Source organism: Marinimicrobium sp. LS-A18 (genome assembly GCF_000463525.1).
Taxonomy (GTDB): Bacteria; Pseudomonadota; Gammaproteobacteria; order Pseudomonadales; family Cellvibrionaceae; genus Marinimicrobium; species Marinimicrobium koreense.
Map to the genome: position 1 here is coordinate 1133485 of NZ_AWEP01000002.1, position 19497 is coordinate 1152981.

16 protein-coding genes are annotated in these 19497 nt (G+C 59.9%); 6 read left to right on the forward strand and 10 right to left on the reverse strand.

Features of this window, described 5'->3' with window-relative positions:
- The first annotated feature begins 260 nt into the window (after positions 1-260).
- Positions 261-833, forward strand: coding sequence for a TMEM165/GDT1 family protein (locus tag N645_RS0105020; RefSeq protein WP_024460419.1), 573 nt, complete (start codon positions 261-263; stop codon positions 831-833).
- A gap of 143 nt (positions 834-976) precedes the next feature.
- Here N645_RS0105020 and N645_RS0105025 read toward each other — a convergent pair whose 3' ends face one another.
- Positions 977-1399, reverse strand: a complete 423-nt coding sequence (locus N645_RS0105025) for an HIT family protein (RefSeq protein ID WP_024460420.1) — start codon at positions 1397-1399, stop codon at positions 977-979.
- Between the two features lie 573 nt (positions 1400-1972).
- Here N645_RS0105025 and N645_RS0105030 point away from each other — a divergent pair.
- A complete protein-coding gene (locus N645_RS0105030; RefSeq protein ID WP_024460421.1) occupies positions 1973-3802 on the forward strand; it encodes a DEAD/DEAH box helicase in 1830 nt (609 codons plus the stop codon).
- Positions 3803-3980: 178 nt separating this feature from the next.
- Here the strand turns inward: N645_RS0105030 and N645_RS0105035 are convergent, their stop codons facing one another.
- Both N645_RS0105035 and rapA read right to left on the reverse strand, forming a co-directional pair.
- On the reverse strand, positions 3981-4262 hold the full coding sequence (locus N645_RS0105035; protein ID WP_024460422.1) for a hypothetical protein: 282 nt from the start codon (positions 4260-4262) through the stop codon (positions 3981-3983).
- A gap of 27 nt (positions 4263-4289) precedes the next feature.
- Positions 4290-7214: an RNA polymerase-associated protein RapA gene (gene rapA / locus N645_RS0105040; RefSeq protein ID WP_024460423.1), complete on the reverse strand. Its 2925-nt coding sequence runs from the start codon at positions 7212-7214 to the stop codon at positions 4290-4292.
- A 185-nt stretch (positions 7215-7399) separates the two neighbouring features.
- Here rapA and N645_RS0105045 point away from each other — a divergent pair, with 185 nt between their 5' ends.
- On the forward strand, positions 7400-8296 hold the full coding sequence (locus tag N645_RS0105045) for a D-hexose-6-phosphate mutarotase (RefSeq protein ID WP_024460424.1): 897 nt from the start codon (positions 7400-7402) through the stop codon (positions 8294-8296).
- A 127-nt stretch (positions 8297-8423) separates the two neighbouring features.
- On the opposite strand, the gene N645_RS0105050 is transcribed toward N645_RS0105045, so the two are convergent.
- From N645_RS0105050 to N645_RS0105075, 6 genes are all read right to left on the reverse strand, one after another.
- Entirely contained in the window at positions 8424-9407 is a 984-nt protein-coding gene (locus N645_RS0105050) for a malate dehydrogenase (protein WP_024460425.1), read from the reverse strand.
- Between the two features lie 217 nt (positions 9408-9624).
- On the reverse strand, positions 9625-10809 hold the full coding sequence (gene lapB, locus N645_RS0105055) for a lipopolysaccharide assembly protein LapB (protein ID WP_024460426.1): 1185 nt from the start codon (positions 10807-10809) through the stop codon (positions 9625-9627).
- Between the two features lie 5 nt (positions 10810-10814).
- Positions 10815-11114 carry a lipopolysaccharide assembly protein LapA domain-containing protein gene (locus N645_RS0105060; RefSeq protein ID WP_051174265.1) on the reverse strand — a complete coding sequence of 100 codons (300 nt, stop codon included), beginning with the start codon at positions 11112-11114 and terminating at the stop codon, positions 10815-10817.
- A gap of 27 nt (positions 11115-11141) precedes the next feature.
- Positions 11142-11432 (reverse strand): integration host factor subunit beta, encoded by a 291-nt coding sequence (gene ihfB, locus N645_RS0105065; RefSeq protein ID WP_024460428.1) that lies wholly within the window; start codon positions 11430-11432, stop codon positions 11142-11144.
- 385 nt (positions 11433-11817) lie between these two features.
- Positions 11818-13719, reverse strand: a complete 1902-nt coding sequence (gene htpG / locus N645_RS0105070) for a molecular chaperone HtpG (RefSeq protein WP_024460429.1) — start codon at positions 13717-13719, stop codon at positions 11818-11820.
- Between the two features lie 622 nt (positions 13720-14341).
- Positions 14342-16792, reverse strand: a complete 2451-nt coding sequence (locus tag N645_RS0105075; protein ID WP_304412286.1) for an exo 1,3/1,4-beta-D-glucan glucohydrolase — start codon at positions 16790-16792, stop codon at positions 14342-14344.
- Positions 16793-16986: 194 nt separating this feature from the next.
- On the opposite strand from N645_RS0105075, the gene N645_RS0105080 reads away from it, so the two are divergent.
- From N645_RS0105080 to N645_RS0105090, 3 genes are all read left to right on the forward strand, one after another.
- A complete protein-coding gene (locus tag N645_RS0105080) occupies positions 16987-17406 on the forward strand; it encodes a secondary thiamine-phosphate synthase enzyme YjbQ (protein ID WP_024460431.1) in 420 nt (139 codons plus the stop codon).
- An 89-nt stretch (positions 17407-17495) separates the two neighbouring features.
- Positions 17496-18467 carry a DnaJ C-terminal domain-containing protein gene (locus N645_RS0105085; RefSeq protein ID WP_024460432.1) on the forward strand — a complete coding sequence of 324 codons (972 nt, stop codon included), beginning with the start codon at positions 17496-17498 and terminating at the stop codon, positions 18465-18467.
- 2 nt (positions 18468-18469) lie between these two features.
- Positions 18470-18790, forward strand: coding sequence for a chaperone modulator CbpM (locus tag N645_RS0105090; RefSeq protein ID WP_024460433.1), 321 nt, complete (start codon positions 18470-18472; stop codon positions 18788-18790).
- Positions 18791-18794: 4 nt separating this feature from the next.
- Here the strand turns inward: N645_RS0105090 and N645_RS0105095 are convergent, their stop codons facing one another.
- A complete protein-coding gene (locus tag N645_RS0105095; RefSeq protein WP_024460434.1) occupies positions 18795-19466 on the reverse strand; it encodes an RluA family pseudouridine synthase in 672 nt (223 codons plus the stop codon).
- Between the last annotated feature and the right edge of the window lie 31 nt (positions 19467-19497).

The window sequence follows — 19497 nt, forward strand, 5'->3', positions numbered from 1 at the left end:
GAGAACGGCGAACGATTCGCATTTGACTTGCGGAGCAACACTTTCTAAAATGCAGCCCTCTCTCGGGGGAGTAATCGGCCAGCGCGCAGTATCGCTGGCGTTACTGTCAACATAATTGCGCCACAGCGCATGGCAGTAACACCCCACCCTGCGGCTCCCGCCGCACGGGTCGGGCTGATGAGACCTGAGGTACAGACGCTTATCCCGGCGGGGTGGTGTGTGTATCTCTGTCTAACAGCCCCGCCCGGACGACGTTTTTGATGGAAGCACTGATCGGATCGACTCTCGCCGTGGCTCTGGCCGAAATCGGCGACAAAACCCAGCTCCTGGCGCTGCTTCTCATTTCCCGTTATCACCGCCCCTACGCCATTGCCGCCGGCATTCTGGTCGCCACCCTGATCAATCATGCCCTGTCCGCCCTGCTGGGCAGCTGGCTGGCGGACCTGATACCCGCACAGTGGGTGCCCTGGATACTCGCCAGCAGCTTTCTGCTTGTCGCCCTGTGGACCTTGATTCCCGACAAGGCCAGCGACGAGCCTGGCCGCTTCCATCAATACGGGCCGTTTGTGGCCACTCTGGTGCTGTTTTTCCTGGCGGAAATCGGCGACAAAACCCAGGTCGCCACGGTGGTGCTGGCGGCCAAGTTCGACGCCTTTCTGATGGTGGTGATCGGCACCACCGTGGGCATGTTATTGGCCAATATCCCGGTGCTGTTTGCGGGCCGCTGGCTGATGGACAAGATTCCGCTCAAGTACGCCCGCATCAGTGCTTTCATGTTGTTCGTGATTCTGGCGGTGGTGACGTTGATTCATACCAATGGGCAAGTACATTGACGTGATACATAGGGTTCAGCTTGGGTTACGGCGGGTGCGCGCGTTGCGCTTACCCGCCCTACGCAAACCACGGCAGGTCGTGTAGGGCGGATAAGGCCGAAGGCCGCATCCGCCGTTACCAACCCCCGACCACACCGGCCCATTCAACTCAAATCCGCTTCACCATGCCCTTGAGCAACCAACACCTTGCGAATCTTCTGCGCCGCCGCCGCCAGATCCTCGGCGTCGGCACTGCTCGCATGGTCAAAACTCAAATCCCCCATTGAATCCAGCGGCACCAGGTGGATATGGGTATGCGGTACTTCCAGACCGGCGATCATCATTCCCACCCGCTTCGCCGGATAGGCCTCTTTCAGGCCCTTGGTCACTTTCTGGCTCACCTGCATCAGATGGCTGAGCAAGGCCGGCGGCAGGTCATCCCAGTGATCCACCTCCTCCCGGGGCACCACCAGCACATGGCCTTCACGAATCGGTTGAATGGTCATGAAGACCACGGCTTTGTTGTCTTTCCAGACAAAGTGGCCGGGGAATTCGCCGGAAATCACTTTCGAAAATACACTGGCCATAGGTCGTCTCCTTTTCAACAAAAGTTTGCTCGCAATAGGATAACACCAATAAACCACTACAGACTTGGGTTACGGCGGGTGCGCTCCGCTTACCACGCCCTACGCATTACAACTTGTGACCAGGCAGGTCGCTGTGTGGGGTTGGTATTTCAGGACTCTCGAAGGCATGGATGCCGACGAGAAGCCTACAGGGAAGTATTCACGGCGGGTCCTGAAATACCAACCCCACACAGCGACCGGGCTAATTGCACCTATCGATTCTTGAAGAATTTAAAGCTGGTAACTGCATAGAAATGCGCCTATAATGCGCGCCTCTTCAGTTAAGCCCTCTATGCGTTTGGGGAAATGGTGTTACGGGGCAGAGCTGAGACGACAGGGACCTGTCATGGCTGCAAGAGTGCAGCCCAGGCGACCGCCCACTGGCGGAACACACGCCCAACGTGCCGCGATAAGGCCCCGGACCTGCCGAGATCGCACCCTCTGATCACCCGACAACACCCCCTGACCACGCCGCGCCCATTATCCCGCTGCTCCGGCCGCCGCGCGCCTATTGCATATTGAGGCTAACACTCCATGACCGAACAAACCCCCTTGCTGTTTACCGACCTGGGCCTGTCTGAACCCGTGCTTCAAGCCATCCAGTCCGTCGGCTACGAACAGCCCTCGCCGATCCAGGCGGCCGCCATCCCGGCCCTGCTCGACGGCAAAGACATCGTGGGCATGGCCCAGACCGGTACCGGCAAGACGGCCGCCTTCGCCCTGCCCCTGCTCTCGCGCTTCAACCCCGAGCAGCGCGAGCCGCAGATTCTGGTCCTGGCACCGACCCGCGAGCTGGCCATTCAGGTGGCCGAAGCGTTTCAGCGCTATGCCAGCAAGCTGAACAACTTTCACGTGCTGCCGATTTACGGCGGCGGCGACATGGGCGGCCAGTTGCGCCAGCTCAAGCGCGGCGCCCAGGTGGTTGTGGGCACCCCGGGTCGGGTAATGGACCACCTGCGTCGCGGTACGCTGGACCTGTCCAAGCTACAGAGCCTGGTGCTCGATGAAGCCGACGAAATGCTGCGCATGGGCTTTATCGACGACGTCGAATGGATTCTGGAGCACACACCCAAAGAGCGTCAGACCGCCCTGTTCTCGGCCACCATGCCCAGCCAGATCCGCAAGGTTGCCAGCCAGTATCTGAACAGCCCCCAGGAAATCAAAATTGCCAGCAGCACCTCCACCGGCGCCAACATCGAGCAGGTGTACTGGATGGTCAGCGGCACCAACAAGCTCGATGCCCTGACCCGCATTCTGGAAGTCGAGCCGTTCGACGGCATGATCATTTTCGCCCGCACCAAGAACGCCACTGTGGAGTTGGCAGAGAAACTTGAGGCCCGCGGTTATGCAGCGTCCGCACTGAACGGCGACATGAACCAGCAACTGCGCGAGCGCACCATTGAGCGGCTGAAGAACGGCAAGCTGGATATCGTGATCGCCACCGACGTGGCCGCCCGTGGTATCGACGTGGAGCGGGTCAGCCACGTACTCAACTACGACATTCCGTACGACAGTGAAGCCTACGTGCACCGCATTGGCCGCACCGGTCGTGCCGGTCGCAGCGGTAAGGCGATTCTGTTTGTGGCACCGCGCGAGAAGCGTCTGCTGTACGTGATCGAAAAGGCGACCCGCCAGCCGATCAAGCACATGGAGTTGCCGACCGGCGCCGCCGTGACCGCTCATCGTATTGATCAGTTCAAGCAGTCGATTCAGCAGGTATTTGATACCAGTGTGGATCTGAGTTTCTTTAACGATCTGTTGGCCGATTTCAGTCATCAGACGGACCGTTCACCGGAGGAGATTGCCTCGGCCCTCGCCTATCTGGTGCAGAAAGAGCGCCCGCTGCAGGTGAAGCTGGCCGAGATTCGTCCGGAGAAACCCAGCACCAAGGGCAAGAACAAGCTGGCTCGTGAAGCCAAGGCCGGCAAAGGGCCGAAGCCCCGCGTCAATGATTCGGACCTGCAGCGCTATCGGTTGGATGTGGGCCGCAGTCATGAGGTCCGTCCGGGGGATATTGTCGGCGCCATTGCCAATGAGGCGGGTATCGACAGTCAGTATATTGGTCACATCAAGTTGTTTGATGAGTTTTCCACGGTGGATCTGCCCAAGGGTATGTCGCCGGAGGTGATGCAGTTGCTGAAGAAGGTGCGAGTGCGCAATCGGCCGCTGAATATTGCCGAGGACACGGGTCCGCGCAACGATGGTCCGGTGCCGGATTTCAAGCGTCGCGGTCCGAAGCCGGGCGATAAGCGTGCGCCGGGTAAGTTTGCGGGTAAGGGCAAGCCGGATGGTAAAGGTAAGCCGAAAGCGAAAGTGCGTGATCGTGACGTGAAGAACAAAGGTTACAGAAAGAAAACCGTTTAACCCTTTGAATTAACATAACGGCCGGCGGGCACGGGATTAACCCGTTGGAGACCCGCCGTAAACCCTTCCCTGGGGGCTTCTCGTCGGCATCCATGCCTCCGAGAGTCTCCAACGGGTTAATCCCGCGCCCGCCTCAGTGCCAATCAGCTCCAATTTAAGCGTATCTACGTTATATTTTTTACTCGTCAAACATCTGAATCATGTAGCCGCCTTTGATGGCGGCCTGCATGGCTTTGTCGGCTTCCACGACGCGAGGGTCTTTGCGTAGGGTGTCGGCCACGTATTTGCGGTTTTCAATTTCGATTTCGGTGAAGCCCGCACGCATCAGGTAGATTTTGCACAGTTGTTCCGCACCGAATAAATCCACGTAGTCGATGTAGACGATAAACGGCTTTTTGTCGCCGGCTTTGATGTCGTCGCGATCCGCACGCGCGGTGCCATTGGCGGAAAATATATACATTCAGAATCCTCTGGGACGGCCGGGCCGTCATACCGTCATAATGACACGCACTGCGTCCATTCGCAGTTGCGCACGATTCAAGTACTGCTCGGAATCCGCGAGCTGTTTTTCAAGCGTTTCGATTTCCTGGTGGCGGACGTTCGGGTTCACTTCGGCCAATGCCCGCAGGCGCTCAAGCTCTGCGGACAGCGCTTGGGTCACTCGTGTGCGTGCGTCGTCGATCAGGGCCTGTTGCTTGGGTGCGACCAGGGCTTCGGCCTGGTCCATCATTTCCGCCAGTTGTGGGCGGGCGTGGCGGACGAGGTCCTGGGCGCTGGGGCGTGGGACTTTTTGCAGGAGGCTGTCGAGCTTGCCCGCTGCGAGTGCGCCGCTGAGGTCTTTGCCTTTTGGATCGAGCAGAACCCGCAGGACCGATTCAGGCAGGTAGCGGTCCAGTTGCAGTGCGCGCGGCGCCGGGCAGTGCAGTACGAACAGGGCTTCCAACAGCAGGGTGCCGGGCTTCAGGGGCGGTAGTTTGATGGTGGCCAGAGCGGTGTTGCCGAATTCGCTGTGGGCAATCATTTCCTGGGCGCCATGTACCATTGGGTGCTCCCAGGTCAGGTAGTGCATGTCTTCCCGGGACAGGGCGAGATCGCGATCAAAGGTCACGGTCATGCCCTCTTCCACCAGACCGGGGAAGTGGGAGACGCGCATCTGTTCGCTCGGGTGCACCACCCAGCTCTGTTCGCCGTGCTCGTCCTGATCAATCCCGAAAGCGTCGAACACCCGCTCCAGGTAGGCCGGCAGCGTTTCATCGGAGTCCTGTTGTTCCAGCGCCTCGACCAGAGGTGCGGCTTTTTCCGGCTGGCAGGAGTTCAGCTCCAACAGGCGATCCCGTCCGGCCTGCAATTGCGCCCGCAGGGCTTCGGCACGCTCGCGGGTGTCGTCCAGCAGTGCATCGAATGCGGTGTCGTCGACATCGGTGAGCGAGGCGAGCAGTCGCGCTTCAAACTCATCGTACAGTGTCCGGCCAATGGCACAGGTGTGCTCGAAGGCGTCCAGGCCACGGTGATACCAGTACAGCAGGTGTTCCTGGGCGGTATCCGCGTAGTGCGGCGTATGGATATTGACCTGCCCCTGTTGGCCGATGCGGTCCAGGCGACCGATGCGTTGCTCCAGCAGGTCCGGGTTCAGAGGCAGGTCAAACAGCACCAGGTCCTGGGCGAACTGGAAGTTGCGCCCCTCACTGCCGATCTCCGAACAGATCAATACCTGAGCGCCGGCTTCCTGATCAGCAAAATAGGCGGCGGCCCGGTCGCGCTCCAGCAGACTCAGGTGCTCATGGAAAACGGCCGAGGCGATGCCTTTGCGCAGGCGCAAATAGAGTTCCAGTGCCTGGGCGCTGTCGGCGCTGGCGCAGATGACCAGCACCTTGTTGCCGCGCTGGCTTTTCAGAAAATCACTCAGCCAGTCGACCCGCGGGTCCACCAGCCACCAATCGGCCCCCCGGTGCTCGAACCAGAAATTTTCCGGCCGCAGTTGTTCGTCCAGAGGCCGCTCGCTCAGGGCCATCAGGTCATCGTCTTCCAGGTCCAGAGGATGGTTGTGCAACTTGCGCTCCGGGAAGCCGGATACCGACGCCCGGGTATTGCGAAACAGTACCCGGCCGGTGCCGTGGCGATCCAGCAGGGCGTGAATCGCCTGCCCCACGGCTTCACTCGGCTGGTCCTTGGCCTGGGCTTTGAGGCGTTTGAGTTCCGCCTCCGACAGGTAGTCGGTCAGGGCGCTATCCAGTGCGTTCACTACATCGCTTGAGCTCCCATCACGGGCGGCCAACAAACCCTGCACCCGCTGATTGAGCGCTTCGTAGCCATCGTGCTCGGCGAGAAAGGCATTCAGGTCATGGTAGCGATCCGGGTCCAGCAGGCGCAGACGGGCGAAGTGGCTTTCCACACCCAGCTGCTCCGGTGTCGCGGTCAGCAGCAACAGGCCGTCCGAGACTTTGGAGAGTCCCTCAATGCAGCGGTAGGAGGCACTGGGCTCGCCATCGTGCCACTGAAGGTGATGGGCTTCATCCACCAATAACAGATCCCAGCCGGCTTCTACCGCCTGCTGGTAGCGCTGCTCACTGCCGGTCAGAAACTCCAGGGAGCAGAGAATCAGCTGTTCGCTTTCAAAGGGATTGTCCTCGGCCTCGGCAATCACAATTTCTTCGTCATCGGGCAACAGGGACGGATCGATATCGTCCAGCCCGGCCATGCCCTGGCAGCGCGCTTCATCCAACAGCGTAAAGCTCAGGTTGAAGCGTCGCAGCATTTCCACCAGCCACTGATGCTGCAGACTTTCGGGCACCACTACCAGCGCGCGACGGACCCGCCCGGTCATCAGCTGCTGATGCAGAATAAGGCCCGCTTCGATGGTTTTACCCAGGCCAACCTCATCCGCCAAGAGCACCCGAGGCGCCTGACGTCGCCCCACTTCGCTGGCAATGTACAACTGGTGTGGCAGCGGTTGAATGCGCGGACCACTCAGGCCATAAACCGCGCTCTGCCGGTGGCGGTGCAGAGTATCCAGGGTCTTGTGGCGCAGGCTGAAATGAGTGTACTTGTCGATCTGCCCGGAAAACAGGCGCTCGCGGGGCGTGCTGAATTGGACAAAGCTGTCCAGTTCAAACTCCGGAATCAGGTGCTCGTCCCCTTCCTCGGTATAACCTTTGTAGGCCAGCAACAGCCCCTGCTCCATGACCTCGGCGATGGTGATGGTGGTGCCGTCCTGGTGGCTGATCACCTCGTCCACCTGATAACGGACCCGACTGACCGGCGCACTGCGCAGCGCGTAAGTCCGACGCTGACCGGCGGCCGGGAACCCCAAGGTGACCTGTCGCTCGTCGGTTTCCAGGACGATGCCCAGACCCAGTTCCGCTTCGGTGTCGCTCACCCACCGCTGACCAATGACAAATTGCTGTTGACTCACGCCGGCCTCTTTCTTTCGCTGATTTCAGGGTGCGCATGATACTGGCTGCGTGGCCGAAAGCCAAAGGGTGAGCGGGCGGCGGAGCAAAATAGCCGGTTTTGCCACCGGCAACATGGTCTGTTTTCCCCCATTTGGCGTAAAATAGGACGGTTTTTCTTCACAACGTCCGTCGACGAGGAGTCACTATGCCCGCATTGGCCGATCTGGTGCGCCCCTACGCGGGGATCACTTTGACCGACAGCAAAACCCTGTTTCCCGACGCTCAGGGCACAGGACTGCCCCTGATTCGCATTGACACCGACCTGTGTCAGGCCGTGGTCGCCCCCCAGGGCGCTCAGTTGCTGTCCTTCACCAAGGCCGACGGCACACCCCTGCTCTGGCTGAGCCCCCAATGCCAATTCGAGCCAGGCAAGGCGCTGCGCGGCGGGGTACCGGTCTGTCTGCCCTGGTTTGGCCCCCATCCCGACGAACATAAACCCCAGCACGGTTTCGCCCGCACCTCCGACTGGGCGCTCACGCAGGTGGCCCAGGCCGATAACGGTCGCTGCGAACTCTGGTTTGAACTGGAACACCCCGGCGATGAGCGGTTTACGCAACCCTTTACTGCAGCCCTGCGAATGGTATTGGGGCAGACCATTGAGCTGGAACTGAGCCTGACCAATCACGACTCCCACACCGCGGATTTCACCTGGGCGCTGCACAGCTATCTGCCGGTGCAGACACTAAGCGATGTTCGGGTGCCGGTGCTTGCCGGACGGGACTATCTGGACAACCTGCAGAACCACGCCCGTCTGAGGCAAAGCGGCCCCCTGACCTTCACCGGGGAAGTGGACCGGGTGTTCCCCGACGTGGAATCCGAGGTGACTCTGGAGCCAACACCGCGCCTGCGGCTGAGCCATGAAAATTGTCCCAGCCTGGTCACCTGGAACCCCGGCGCCGAAAAAGCGGCGGCCATGGACGATATGGGAGAAGGTAACGAACAGGGGTTTGTGTGTCTGGAACGGGGGGCGGTACTGGATGAGGGATGGACATTGGCGCCCGGCGAAACCCGTCGTGGGAAGGTGGCGATCAGTGCGGTGTAGTCGTCAGTCGAGGGATTGGATGAGGTGTCGGATTACGCGCTGAGCGCTAATCCGACCTACGGGCCGATCCTATTCAGCAGGTCGGATTAGGCCCGAAGGGCCGTAATCCGACACCACTAAAGCCGCCTTATGCCGGCAGCAGATCCTTCACTGCGTCACGCTCTTCCTGTAGCTCTTTTTCGGTGGCCTGCATCTTCTCGCGGGAGAAATCATTGATCTCCACACCCTGAACAATTTCCCAGTCGCCGTTTTTGCACACGCAGGGGAAAGAGTAAATCAGGCCCTTGTCGATGCCGTAGCTGCCATCGCTGTACACGCCCATGCTGACCCAATCACCTTCCGCACTGCCCAGCGCCCAGTCGCGCATATGGAAAATCGCCGCATTGGCTGCGGATGCCGCGGAGGAGGCGCCACGGGCATCAATGATGGCCGCACCGCGCTTCTGTACCACCGGAATGAAGTCACTCTCGTACCAAGACTGGTCAACCAGTTCCATGGCGTTGGTGCCGGCCACTTTGGTCTGGTGAATGTCCGGATACTGAGTCGAGGAGTGATTGCCCCAGATGGTCAGGTGGGTAATGTCGTTGATGGTTTTGCCGGTTTTCTGGGCCAGTTGAGTCAGGGCACGGTTGTGGTCCAGACGGGTCATGGCGGTGAACTGACGCGGATCCAGATCCGGAGCGTTGCGCTGAGCGATCAGGGCGTTGGTGTTGGCGGGGTTGCCGACCACCAGCACTTTTACGTCGCGGGAGGCGTGGTCATTCAGCGCCTTGCCCTGAACAGAGAAAATCTTGGCGTTGGCTTCCAGCAGGTCCTTACGCTCCATACCGGGACCACGGGGACGGGCACCTACGAGCAGCGCGTAATCGGTGTCTTTGAAAGCCACCGCCGGATCGTCGGTGCAGGTCATGCCTGCCAGCAGCGGAAAGGCACAGTCGTCCAGCTCCATGGCTACGCCTTCGAGGGCCTTGAGCGCCGGAGTGATTTCCAGCAGTTGCAGAATGACCGGCTGATCTTTGCCCAGCATTTCGCCAGCGGCGATGCGGAACAGAAGTGAGTAGCTGATTTGACCGGCGGCGCCGGTGACAGTAACGCGTACAGGTGCTTTCACAATGTGTCTCCGTTTTGGGTATAAATTCAGTGGCTTCCCCGGCGCCCGTAACCAATAAGGGGGCGGCTTCATCCGGCAGAAGTAGTGGCTGTCTTGTTGTGGGAGGTTGAACCGACGCAGCCTGACGGCCGGACATTATAGGGGATTGGGAGAAAATTTCACCCGTTTGGCGCCTATTAACTCCTGCGATGGAGGGGACACTACCGCCGAACCGGTACTACTCCCCTTCCACCCCGGTAATAGGTGTGATGCTGCCCCAGGTCTTGCAGCTGGGACACAGCCAGTGCAGCTGGTTGCCGGTGAATCCACATTTGCGGCAGTGGTGGCTGGGCTTGGCCTCCAACACCTGATCCACCAGTTGCTTGAGCAGTTGCAGGTTGTCTCGCGCCCTGCCCTCGGAGTGCAGCAGATACAACTCGACCAGCCGGTTCAACAGCTTGATGGTGGGCCGCTGACGCAGATGCTCGGCGATAAAATCCGCCGCCGCGTAATCATCCCGTGCCCAGCGCACCTGCTCGGCCATTTTGATCACCAGGGAGCTGCTCGGATATTGGGCCAGCAGCTCTTCCAGATAACGCTGCAGCCCTTTACTGTCACCCAGGCGCTCGTAGCAGGCACATACCAGCTCCAGACTCTCCACCACCAGCTCAGGGTCCTGGTGGGGAATGCGCTGCAGAATTTTCAGCGCTTCGCGTTCATTACCCTGGCCGTGTTCCAACTGGCCCCAGAGCAGGCTGGCGCGCACCGACTGGCGATCAAAGCCCAGCGCTTTCTGCAACTGGCGGCGCGCGGTGAGCAGATCGTTCCGTTCCATGGCGTCTTCCGCCAGCTCACAACAAAAGTGCGCCCGCGCTATGGCCCGCTCGCCGGTGTTTCGGCCAAAGCGACGCTGGCCGATCTGATTGGCGGCCTCAATGGCTTTTTCCCAGTCTTTTTCGTCCTGGTAGATTTCAATCAGGTGGGTGAGCGCTTCGGATTTATATTGGCTGTTTACATCCACCAACTCGTGGAGCAAGCCTTCCGCACGATCCAACAGCCCCGCCCGGATAAAGTCGCGGGCCAGTTCCAGCTGGGCTTCATGGAGTTGCGGAGTGGTCAGACTGGGGCGAGCCAACAGGTTCTGGTGAATGCGGGTGGCTTTGGCAATTTCACCCTTGCGACGCAGAAGATTGCCCAGGGCCAGGTGGGTTTCGAGGGTATCAGAGTTGACCTCCAGGGACTCGATAAAGGCATCCACGGCGCTGTCGGCCTGTTCATTCAGCAGGTAACTGAGCCCCTTGAAATACTTGGGGCCATAGTGCTGATTCTCCTGCTGCAGGCGACGACCACGCTGCCGCCAGCCGAGCAAAAAGCCCGCCGCAATCGCCACCATGATCAGGCCAAACAAGCCGATATCGACCATGGGCATCAATCCCGGATGGGTTGCAGGCGAAGTTGCTTGAGCTCTTTCTCGCACCGGGCGAGTTGTCGTTCACGGGCGCGCAGCTGACGGCGCAGTCGCAGCACCGGCGGCAGGCTGACCGCCATGCCCAACAGGGTACCCAACGCGGTGAAGATCAACAGCCAGACGCCCAGAGACAGGCTGGGAAGCCCCAATCCCATCAAAGTGACCGGTACCGCCTGAGCGTTTTCCAGCGCGAACCAGACGCCCAACAGAAACGCGAGCACCAACAGGGCGACTTTAATCCAGCGCAGAAGTGGTTTCATGGGGCGATAACCTTGGGATCGGGTGCGTCAGTGGTGCAGGCTTTCGTTAACACGATCGCGCATCTCCTTACCCGGCTTGAAGTGAGGGACATACTTGCCTTCGAGTTCAACCGTTTCGCCGGTTTTCGGGTTGCGGCCCATACGGGGGGCCCGGTAGTGCAGAGAGAAGCTTCCAAAGCCGCGTATTTCGATCCGCTCGCCGGATGAGAGTACGTCGGCCATGTGGTCGAGAATGAGCTTGACCGCTAACTCAATGTCTTTGACCGGCAGTTGGTCCTGTTGCTCGGCAATGTACTCGATCAGTTCCGATTTGGTCATGGCATTTGCCCTGTTATTGGAGAAGAGGGTCCCCGCTGTTTACGTCGCTGGGCACCCCGTGCTGGCCTTGCACTTATTTTTGTCCAATTTCAACAACTTAGGCTAGCTTATACCGGACCAGAGGTACAAGCAAGGGGGCGGATTTCAGGTCAAAGTATTGGGTGACGGCGGATGCGGCGGATTTGGGTAACGGCGGATGCGCTGCGCTCCGATGCGTCGGACCGATCCGCCCTACGCGGGATTCATTCCGCTGCGCTCGGCCGTAGGGCGGATCGGTCCGACGCATCGGAGGCCAGAGGCCGCATCCGCCGTTGCCCAACCACCGCAGCACGCGTAGGGCGGATAAGCCGAAGGCGCATCCGCCGTTGCCAAACCATGATGGCCCTTAGTGGCTCAATTCCAACAGCAGCTTGTTCAGGCGCTGCACATAAGCCGCCGGGTCTTCCAACTGGGTGCCTTCGGCCAGGTTGGCCTGATCGAACAGCACTTTGGCCAGATCGGCAAAGCGGTCTTCATCCGGCTCCTGATCCAGTTTCTGCACCAGCGGATGGTCCGGATTGAGCTCGAAACTGGGCTTGGACTCGGGCACTTTCTGTCCGGCCTGCTCCAGAATACGGCGCATCTGGGCGCCCATTTCATGCTCGGCCACCACCACACAGGCGGGCGACTCGGTCAGGCGATGGGTAATGCGCACCTCGGCCACCTCGTTCTCCAGGGCCTTCTTGACCCGCTCCAGCAGCGGCTTGAGTTCCTCGGCCTGCTTCTCCTGAGCCTGCTTTTCGTCCTCGGAGTCCAGCTTGCCGAGGTCCAGCTCGCCCTTGCCGGCGTCCTGGAATGACTTGCCGTCGTACTCCATCAGATGGCTCATCAACCACTCGTCCACCCGATCGAACATCAGCAGCACCTCGATGCCCTTCTTGCGGAACACTTCCAGATGCGGGCTGTTCTTGGCGGTGTTGAAGTTCTCCGCCGCAATGTAATAGATCTTGTCCTGGCCTTCCTGCATCCGGCTGATGTAATCATCCAGGGACTGATCCTGCTCTGGCTTGTCAGTGTGGGTGCTGGCAAAGCGCAGCAGCTTGGCGATTTTCTCGCGGTTGGCGAAATCCTCCGCCGGCCCCTCTTTCAGCACCTGACCAAACTCTGTCCAGAACTTCGCGTACTGCTCCGGCTCGTTCTTGGCCATTTTGGTTAGCATATCCAGCACCCGCTTGGTCAGCGCGGTGCGCATGGTGTCGATGTTCGGGTCTTTCTGCAGGATTTCCCGCGAGACGTTCAGGGACAGATCGTTGGAATCTACTACCCCTTTGATAAAGCGCAGATACAGCGGCAGAAACTGCTCGGCGTCATCCATGATGAAAGTGCGCTGTACGTAAAGCTTCAGGCCGCGAGCGCCGTCCCGGTTGTACAGATCAAACGGGGCATGCTCCGGCACGTACAACAGGCTGGTGTAGTCCAGCTTGCCTTCCACCCGGTTGTGGCTCCAGGTCAGCGGATCGGCATAATCGTGGCTGACATGCTTGTAAAACTCTTTGTACTCTTCATCGCTGATATCGGAACGAGAGCGGGTCCAGAGCGCGGTCGCGGTGTTGACCACTTCGTCCTCGGGCGCCTTATCCTTGTCCTCTTCGGAGGTCTGCAGCTTCTGCATCAGCACCGGAATATCGATGTGGTCGGAGTACTTTTTGATGATCGAGCGCAGGCGCCAGTCATCGGCAAACTCGTCGGCATCGCTGCGCAGGTGCAGCTCAATAGACGTACCACGGTCAGCCTTCTCGACGGTTTCGACACTGAATTCCGCCTCACCGGCACTTTCCCAGCGCACCGCTTCGCTGGCCGGCAAGCCGGCCTTGCGGGTGGTCACCACAACCTTGTCGGCGACGATAAAGGCGGAGTAAAAACCCACCCCGAATTGACCAATCAGTTTGGAGTCTTTCTTCTGGTCACCGGTCAGGTTTTTAAGAAACTGGGCGGTACCGGACTTGGCGATGGTGCCCAGATGCTCGATGACCTCGTCCCGGGACATGCCGATGCCGTTGTCGCTGATGGTGAGCGTCTTGGCTTCTTTGTCGACGCTGACACGCACTTTGAGTTCGCTGTCGCCTTCGTAGAGGCTGTCATTTTCCAGGGCTTCGAAGCGCAGTTTGTCCGCCGCATCGGAGGCGTTGGAGATGAGCTCGCGCAGGAAGATCTCGCGGTTGGAGTAGAGCGAGTGGATCATCAGGTGCAGCAGTTGTTTGGCTTCGGTCTGGAATCCAAGCGTTTCTTTATGGGCGTCCACGGTCATGGGTGCGTAGCTCCTGTCATACAATTGGCATTAAACACAACTCCCAACCATCACTGGTCGGGGTTTGAATTCTGTGGGTGGGTAATGGGGGCTTTCGGGGGAATATCAAGGGTTGGGGCTTTCACCTTGAGGTGGACTGCTACTCCGGCCAGAGGGCTGCGGGAGGTATACCGCTCCGGGACACGCCGTAAATACGTCCATGTAGGCTCATCACCCGCCGTCCAGGCGGGTGACGGTCCCGGAGCGGTATACCCTCCCTCCGCTGTGCCAGATTCAAAGTTTCGGGAACTAGCACCAGCGGTAATACTTGCCTTAAGGGACGCGTAGGGTGGATAAGCACGAAGTGCGCCATCCACCAATAACGAGGCTGACGACTTTACCAAAGGTGGATGACGGGGGTTTCACCCCCTTATCCACCCTACGATTTTAGAGAGTGTTTGGTGCAAAGGCGCTAATTCCCGGAACGTGAATCTGCCGCCGCGGAGGGAGGGTAGGTAGTTGCGAGACCGTCACCCGCCTGGACGGCGGGTGATGAGCCCCCAGGGATGGGTTCACGGCGTGTCTCGCAACTACCTACCCTCCCGCAGCCCTTTGACCGAAGCACTAAAGACCGACCGTCCTTTTAAAACGACCCTTTCTCAATACGTACACCCGAGAAAGTTAGCTCCAGCTCGCCTTCGGTCGCGAGGCTGAAGGGCTCGAGGACGCGGGTGAAGAACTCTTCCGGGGGGAGGACCAGGCCGAAATCCGAGCCGACGTCGGGGAAGCGGTCCAGGGCGATGGACAGTGTCTGCCAGCCCTGCCCCGCCAAAGCGCGCAGCTCTTCAGTGACATCCACCTGAGACAGCGCCGACGGGCCACAGCCCACGCGCCACTGCACCGGTGCCGTGGGGGCGCGATCCACCTTCACGTCCACCACCAGAGCGCCGTTAGCCTTCCAATAATCCGTCAACACCTGACGATCCCGGGTCGCCAGCGCCATGGCGCCGAAACCATCACCATTCCAGATCACCTGCCGGGCATCCTCCTGCACCTCACGGTCTACCGCATTCACCGTTACCGTGGACACTTGCACCTGGTTGCCCTTCATCACCGCCTTGTCGTTCACCTGGCCCTCGACTTCCACCTGCCAGGCGTCCAGCGGGCGCATCTTGAACAGCGTCCAGACATCCTCGGTAGCGGGTAGTCGCAGGCCCTCCTCCGACAGATCGTCGCCCAGCGGATCCTCCTGTCCGTAAGACAGACCGTAGCCGTAGGGAAACAGCGGCGCATAGCCGGGCTCGCCCATATTCAGGGGGCACTGATCCGGGCGGTCGGGCCAGGAGAAACTCAGCTTCCCCTTGATCGGATGACGCACCTGATCCTCGGTGTCGATAAACAACACGTCGGCAACGCCTCCCCCTTCGGTGCCCGGCTGCCAGATGACCACAAATGCATCGGAGGCGTTCAGCTCGCGGTTCACCCACAGCGGACGACCAGTAATAAACAGGGATACCACCGGAATGCCCCGAGCTTTGAGGGACTTGAGCAGCTCCCAGTCCCGCGTGTCGCGGGGCTTGTATTGGACATTCTGCACGTCGCCCTGCATTTCGGCGTAGGGGTCCTCCCCGAACAGGACGATGGCCACATCCACGGACTCGTCGCACTGACCGCCCGGACTGACGAACACCTCGCCACCGGCATCACGAATGGTGGCCTCAATGCCGGCGCTGACGGTGGTGGCGCCCGGAAAGTCCCGAGCGTCCGTTCCGGTGCCCTGCCAGGTGACCGACCAGCCGCCCACCTGCTTGCTGATATTGTCGATGCCGTCGCCCGCCAAAAGCACCCGCTGTTTTGGGTTGAGCGGAAGCAACTGATCGCGGTTTTTCAATAGCACCAGGGATTCACGCACCGCCTGACGGGCCACGTCCCGATGCTCTGGGGCCCCAATGAGTGACTGTCGACCCGCGAGGGTCCGGCTTGAGGGACGATCCCGCTCAAACAGACCCGCGCGCAACTTCACCCGCAGAATCCGACGCACCGCATCGTCAATGCGCGCCAACGAAATCGTACCGTCGCGCACTTGCGCTACGGTATTGTGGAACAGGGTTTTCCACTCGGGGTGTGGCACCATGAAAATATCGAGCCCCGCATTGATCGCCTGAGGACAGTTCAGCACATCGGCGCCGGGGATGAAGGCGTGACCATTCCAATCCCCCACCACCAGGCCATCAAAGCCCATCTGTTCTTTCAGGACACGGGTCAGCAGGTGATGGTGACCGTGGAGCGGCTCACCGTGCCAGCTATTGAATGACGCCATCACGGCCTGCACGCCGGACTCGATCGCACTGAAATAGCCCGCACCGTGAATGTCCCGCAAGCGCTCCTCGGAATCGACATTGTCACCCCGATCGATGCCGTTCACCGTGCCACCGTCACCGATAAAGTGTTTGGCGGTGGCAATGACATGCTGCTCATCCAGGCAAGTCTCACCCTGCCCCTGAAGCCCCCGCACCATCTCACCGGCATAGGCACGCACCAGTTCCGGGTCTTCCGCCCAGGATTCATAGGTCCGACCCCAGCGATCGTCTCTGGCCACAGCAACAGTGGGCGAAAAATCCCAGTCCAGACCGGTCGCGACAATCTCCCGGGCGGTCGCCTCGCCAATGCGGCGAATCAGTTCGGGATTGTGGGCAGCACCGAGCGCAATATTGTGTGGAAACAGGGTGGCCCCCACCAGGTTGCCCACCCCGTGCACCGCATCGGTTCCCCACATGATGGGAATAGGCAGGCGTCCATCCCGGTCATCCATAGAGGCTTCCCAAAACTGATCGGCCAGGGCGACCCAGTCACTCGCCTGAGCGTACCGGTCATTGTTGGGCACACTGCCGCCGCCGTTGAGCACCGAGCCCAAGTGGAAGTCCCGGATATCGTCCGGGGTCACCTGTTTGATCTCCGGTTGAATCATCTGACCCACCTTCTGTTCGAGGGTCATTCGATGCAATAGCGCGTCGATACGCTGCTCAATGGCATCATCCTTGGAAATGGCGCTTTTCAGGCGCGGCCAGGTCACTTGGCGGGAAGCGTTGAACATGACGACAGGGGCTCCGATTATTAAATGGTTTTACGGACTATAAGGTGGGGCATTCTAGCACAGTCGCCAATCCCATAAAGTCGGGGCTGCAAATTCAACAACACCGCGTTACCCTTTGTGTCTGCATGACGTCGAGTGCGCCATTTCTGGCGCCGACGTCCTCCACGCGACCGACCGATACAGGCAGATAACCTATGTGGCAACAGACTGAATTTCGCCTGCCCCCCAAAAGCCGGGGCTTCCACCTGGTCACCCAGGAAGTGCTCAGAGCCCTGCCCCCGCTGGACCACCTTCAATGCGGCCTGCTGCACCTGTTTATTCAGCACACCTCCGCCTCACTGACCATCAACGAAAACGCCGACCCGACCGTACGCGGTGACCTGGAGCGACACTTCAATCAGTTTGTCCCTGAGCGGGCTCCCTACTACGAGCATGACTATGAAGGCGATGACGACATGCCGGCTCACATCAAATGCACCACCATTGGTGCCAGCCTGACCATTCCGATTACCGACGGGCGTCTGAACCTGGGAACCTGGCAGGGAATTTACCTGTGTGAGCATCGCAATCACGCCGGCAGCCGCACCCTGGTCGCCACCGTTCAGGGAGAGTAAGTGCCATACTTGATGAATATCAATTTGCCCCAACCATTTAGGCGCTAAGGTTTGTTCGTATTGGGTTCCTGTGATTCGCGAGGTCACCGATGGAATACAAGGACTACTACAAGACCCTTGGGGTCGAGAGAAACGCCAGCCAGGATGAGATCAAGCGCGCCTACCGGAAGCTGGCGCGCAAGTATCATCCGGATGTCAACAAAGATGCCGGTGCGGAAGACCAGTTCAAAGAGCTGGGCGAGGCCTACGAGGTATTGAAGGACCCGGAAAAACGCGCCGCTTACGATCAGCTCGGCAGTAACTGGCAGCGCGGCCAGGACTTTGAACCACCTCCCGAGTGGGGACAGGATTTCGATTTTGGCGGCGCAGGACAACACTACCACGGCGGCATGGGTGCCGGTGGTTTCAGTGACTTTTTCGAAAACCTGTTCGGCAGCGGCTTCCGTCAAGGCGGCTTCAACCGAGAGGCCGGATTTGGCCAGGGCGGATTCCGGGGCCAGGGCGAGGATCAGCGCGCACGCATCCAGATCGACCTTGAAGACGCCTTCAGCGGCGCCACACGGCAGATTACGCTGCGCAGTCAGAGCGTGGATGCCCAAGGGAGAGTTCAGACCACCCCACGCACCCTCAACATCAAAATTCCCAAGGGGATAAAACCCGGGCAGAGCATCCGCCTGGCCGGTCAGGGTTCGCCGGGGCTTGGAGGCGGGCCCAGCGGGGATCTCTACCTTGAAGTGGAATTCAAGCCCCACCGCCACTTCCGGATGGATGGGAAAGACCTGTTCCTGGCGCTGCCGCTGACGCCCTGGGAAGCGGCGCTCGGCACCAAAATCCAGATCCCCACACCCACGGGCAAGGTCGATCTGAAAGTTCCGGAAGCGTCCCAGTCCGGACGCAAGCTCCGGCTCAAAGAGCGTGGCCTGCCCGGCTTTCCGCCGGGTGATCTCTACGTTGAGCTGAGCATTCATACACCGCCGGCCCACGACGGCGCGGCAAAAGCCGCCTACGAAAAGCTGGCAGAAGCAGCCCCATTCAACCCACGCCGTCATCTGGAGGTCTGATCATGTCCAAGGAGCAAACCCAATGGGTGACCGGTTCTATTGTCGAGGAAGAAGTTGAACTCACTCTGGGGGAACTGTGCCGACGCTGTCAGGTAGAGGCGGATTTCATTGTGGAGCTGGTGCAGGAAGGCGTGATCGACCCTCTGTCACCTTCCGCTCAACGATGGACCTTCAGCGGCCACAGCCTCACCCGCCTCAGGCGGGCCCGCAACCTGCATCGGGATCTGGGGTTGAATCTGGCCGGAGTGGCGCTGGTGATAGAGCTACTCGAAGAGCGGGAGCAGCTGTACCGTGAACTGGCTCATCGGCGACAAGAAAAATAGACGGCTAGAAGGGGGCCGCCGACTCAAAAGAGACGGCCTCACCCGATTCCGGGTGGTCAAAGCTGAGCATTGAGGCATGCAGTAGCAGACGCGGCGCCTGCTGGCGCACCGACTCCGGCGCATAGAATTCACACCCCAGTATGGGGTGTCCCAGCTCGGCACAGTGCAGGCGCAACTGGTGGGAGCGTCCGGTGACCGGAGAGAGCGCCAGGCGCGTGGTGTTGTCTTCCCGGTTGCGGGACAGCACCCGGTAATGGGTCAGTGCCGGTTTGCCGTCCTCAGAGATTTTACTTCGTGGGCGCCGCTCCGGGTCGGGGGCAATCGGCCACTCCATGACGCCCTGATCTTCCAGTACCAGGCCGTGTACTACCGCCGTATAGGTTTTTTTCACGGTGCGAGCCTGAAATTGGCGACTGAGGTTGGACAGGCTGGCCTTGGTGAGCGGAATCACCAACAGTCCGGAGGTATCGAAATCCAACCGGTGAACCGCGTGAACATCCGGGTGAGTTTCCCGCAGCCGGGCGATGACACTGTCACGATTGGCCGGATGACGGCCGGGGACGGTCAACAGCCGGGTCGGCTTATCCACCACCACAAAGCTGCTCTCCTGGCGTACAATCCCAACGTCCTCCTCACAGGGGGGCAGAACGGTCAGATGATCCGTTGAAGACGACATAATACGACTCGCAAATAAGACTATGAGGCCG

Bases quoted from the DNA above. Each gene is read 5' to 3' on its own strand.
- N645_RS0105020 (WP_024460419.1), top strand. From the start codon at position 261: ATGGAAGCACTGATCGGATCGACTCTCGCCGTGGCTCTGGCCGAAATC.
- N645_RS0105025 (WP_024460420.1), bottom strand. From the start codon at position 1,399: ATGGCCAGTGTATTTTCGAAAGTGATTTCCGGCGAATTCCCCGGCCAC.
- N645_RS0105030 (WP_024460421.1), top strand. From the start codon at position 1,973: ATGACCGAACAAACCCCCTTGCTGTTTACCGACCTGGGCCTGTCTGAA.
- N645_RS0105035 (WP_024460422.1), bottom strand. From the start codon at position 4,262: ATGTATATATTTTCCGCCAATGGCACCGCGCGTGCGGATCGCGACGAC.
- N645_RS0105045 (WP_024460424.1), top strand. From the start codon at position 7,400: ATGCCCGCATTGGCCGATCTGGTGCGCCCCTACGCGGGGATCACTTTG.
- lapB (WP_024460426.1), bottom strand. From the start codon at position 10,809: ATGGTCGATATCGGCTTGTTTGGCCTGATCATGGTGGCGATTGCGGCG.
- N645_RS0105060 (WP_051174265.1), bottom strand. From the start codon at position 11,114: ATGAAACCACTTCTGCGCTGGATTAAAGTCGCCCTGTTGGTGCTCGCG.
- ihfB (WP_024460428.1), bottom strand. From the start codon at position 11,432: ATGACCAAATCGGAACTGATCGAGTACATTGCCGAGCAACAGGACCAA.
- htpG (WP_024460429.1), bottom strand. From the start codon at position 13,719: ATGACCGTGGACGCCCATAAAGAAACGCTTGGATTCCAGACCGAAGCC.
- N645_RS0105075 (WP_304412286.1), bottom strand. From the start codon at position 16,792: ATGTTCAACGCTTCCCGCCAAGTGACCTGGCCGCGCCTGAAAAGCGCC.
- N645_RS0105080 (WP_024460431.1), top strand. From the start codon at position 16,987: ATGTGGCAACAGACTGAATTTCGCCTGCCCCCCAAAAGCCGGGGCTTC.
- N645_RS0105085 (WP_024460432.1), top strand. From the start codon at position 17,496: ATGGAATACAAGGACTACTACAAGACCCTTGGGGTCGAGAGAAACGCC.
- N645_RS0105090 (WP_024460433.1), top strand. From the start codon at position 18,470: ATGTCCAAGGAGCAAACCCAATGGGTGACCGGTTCTATTGTCGAGGAA.
- N645_RS0105095 (WP_024460434.1), bottom strand. From the start codon at position 19,466: ATGTCGTCTTCAACGGATCATCTGACCGTTCTGCCCCCCTGTGAGGAG.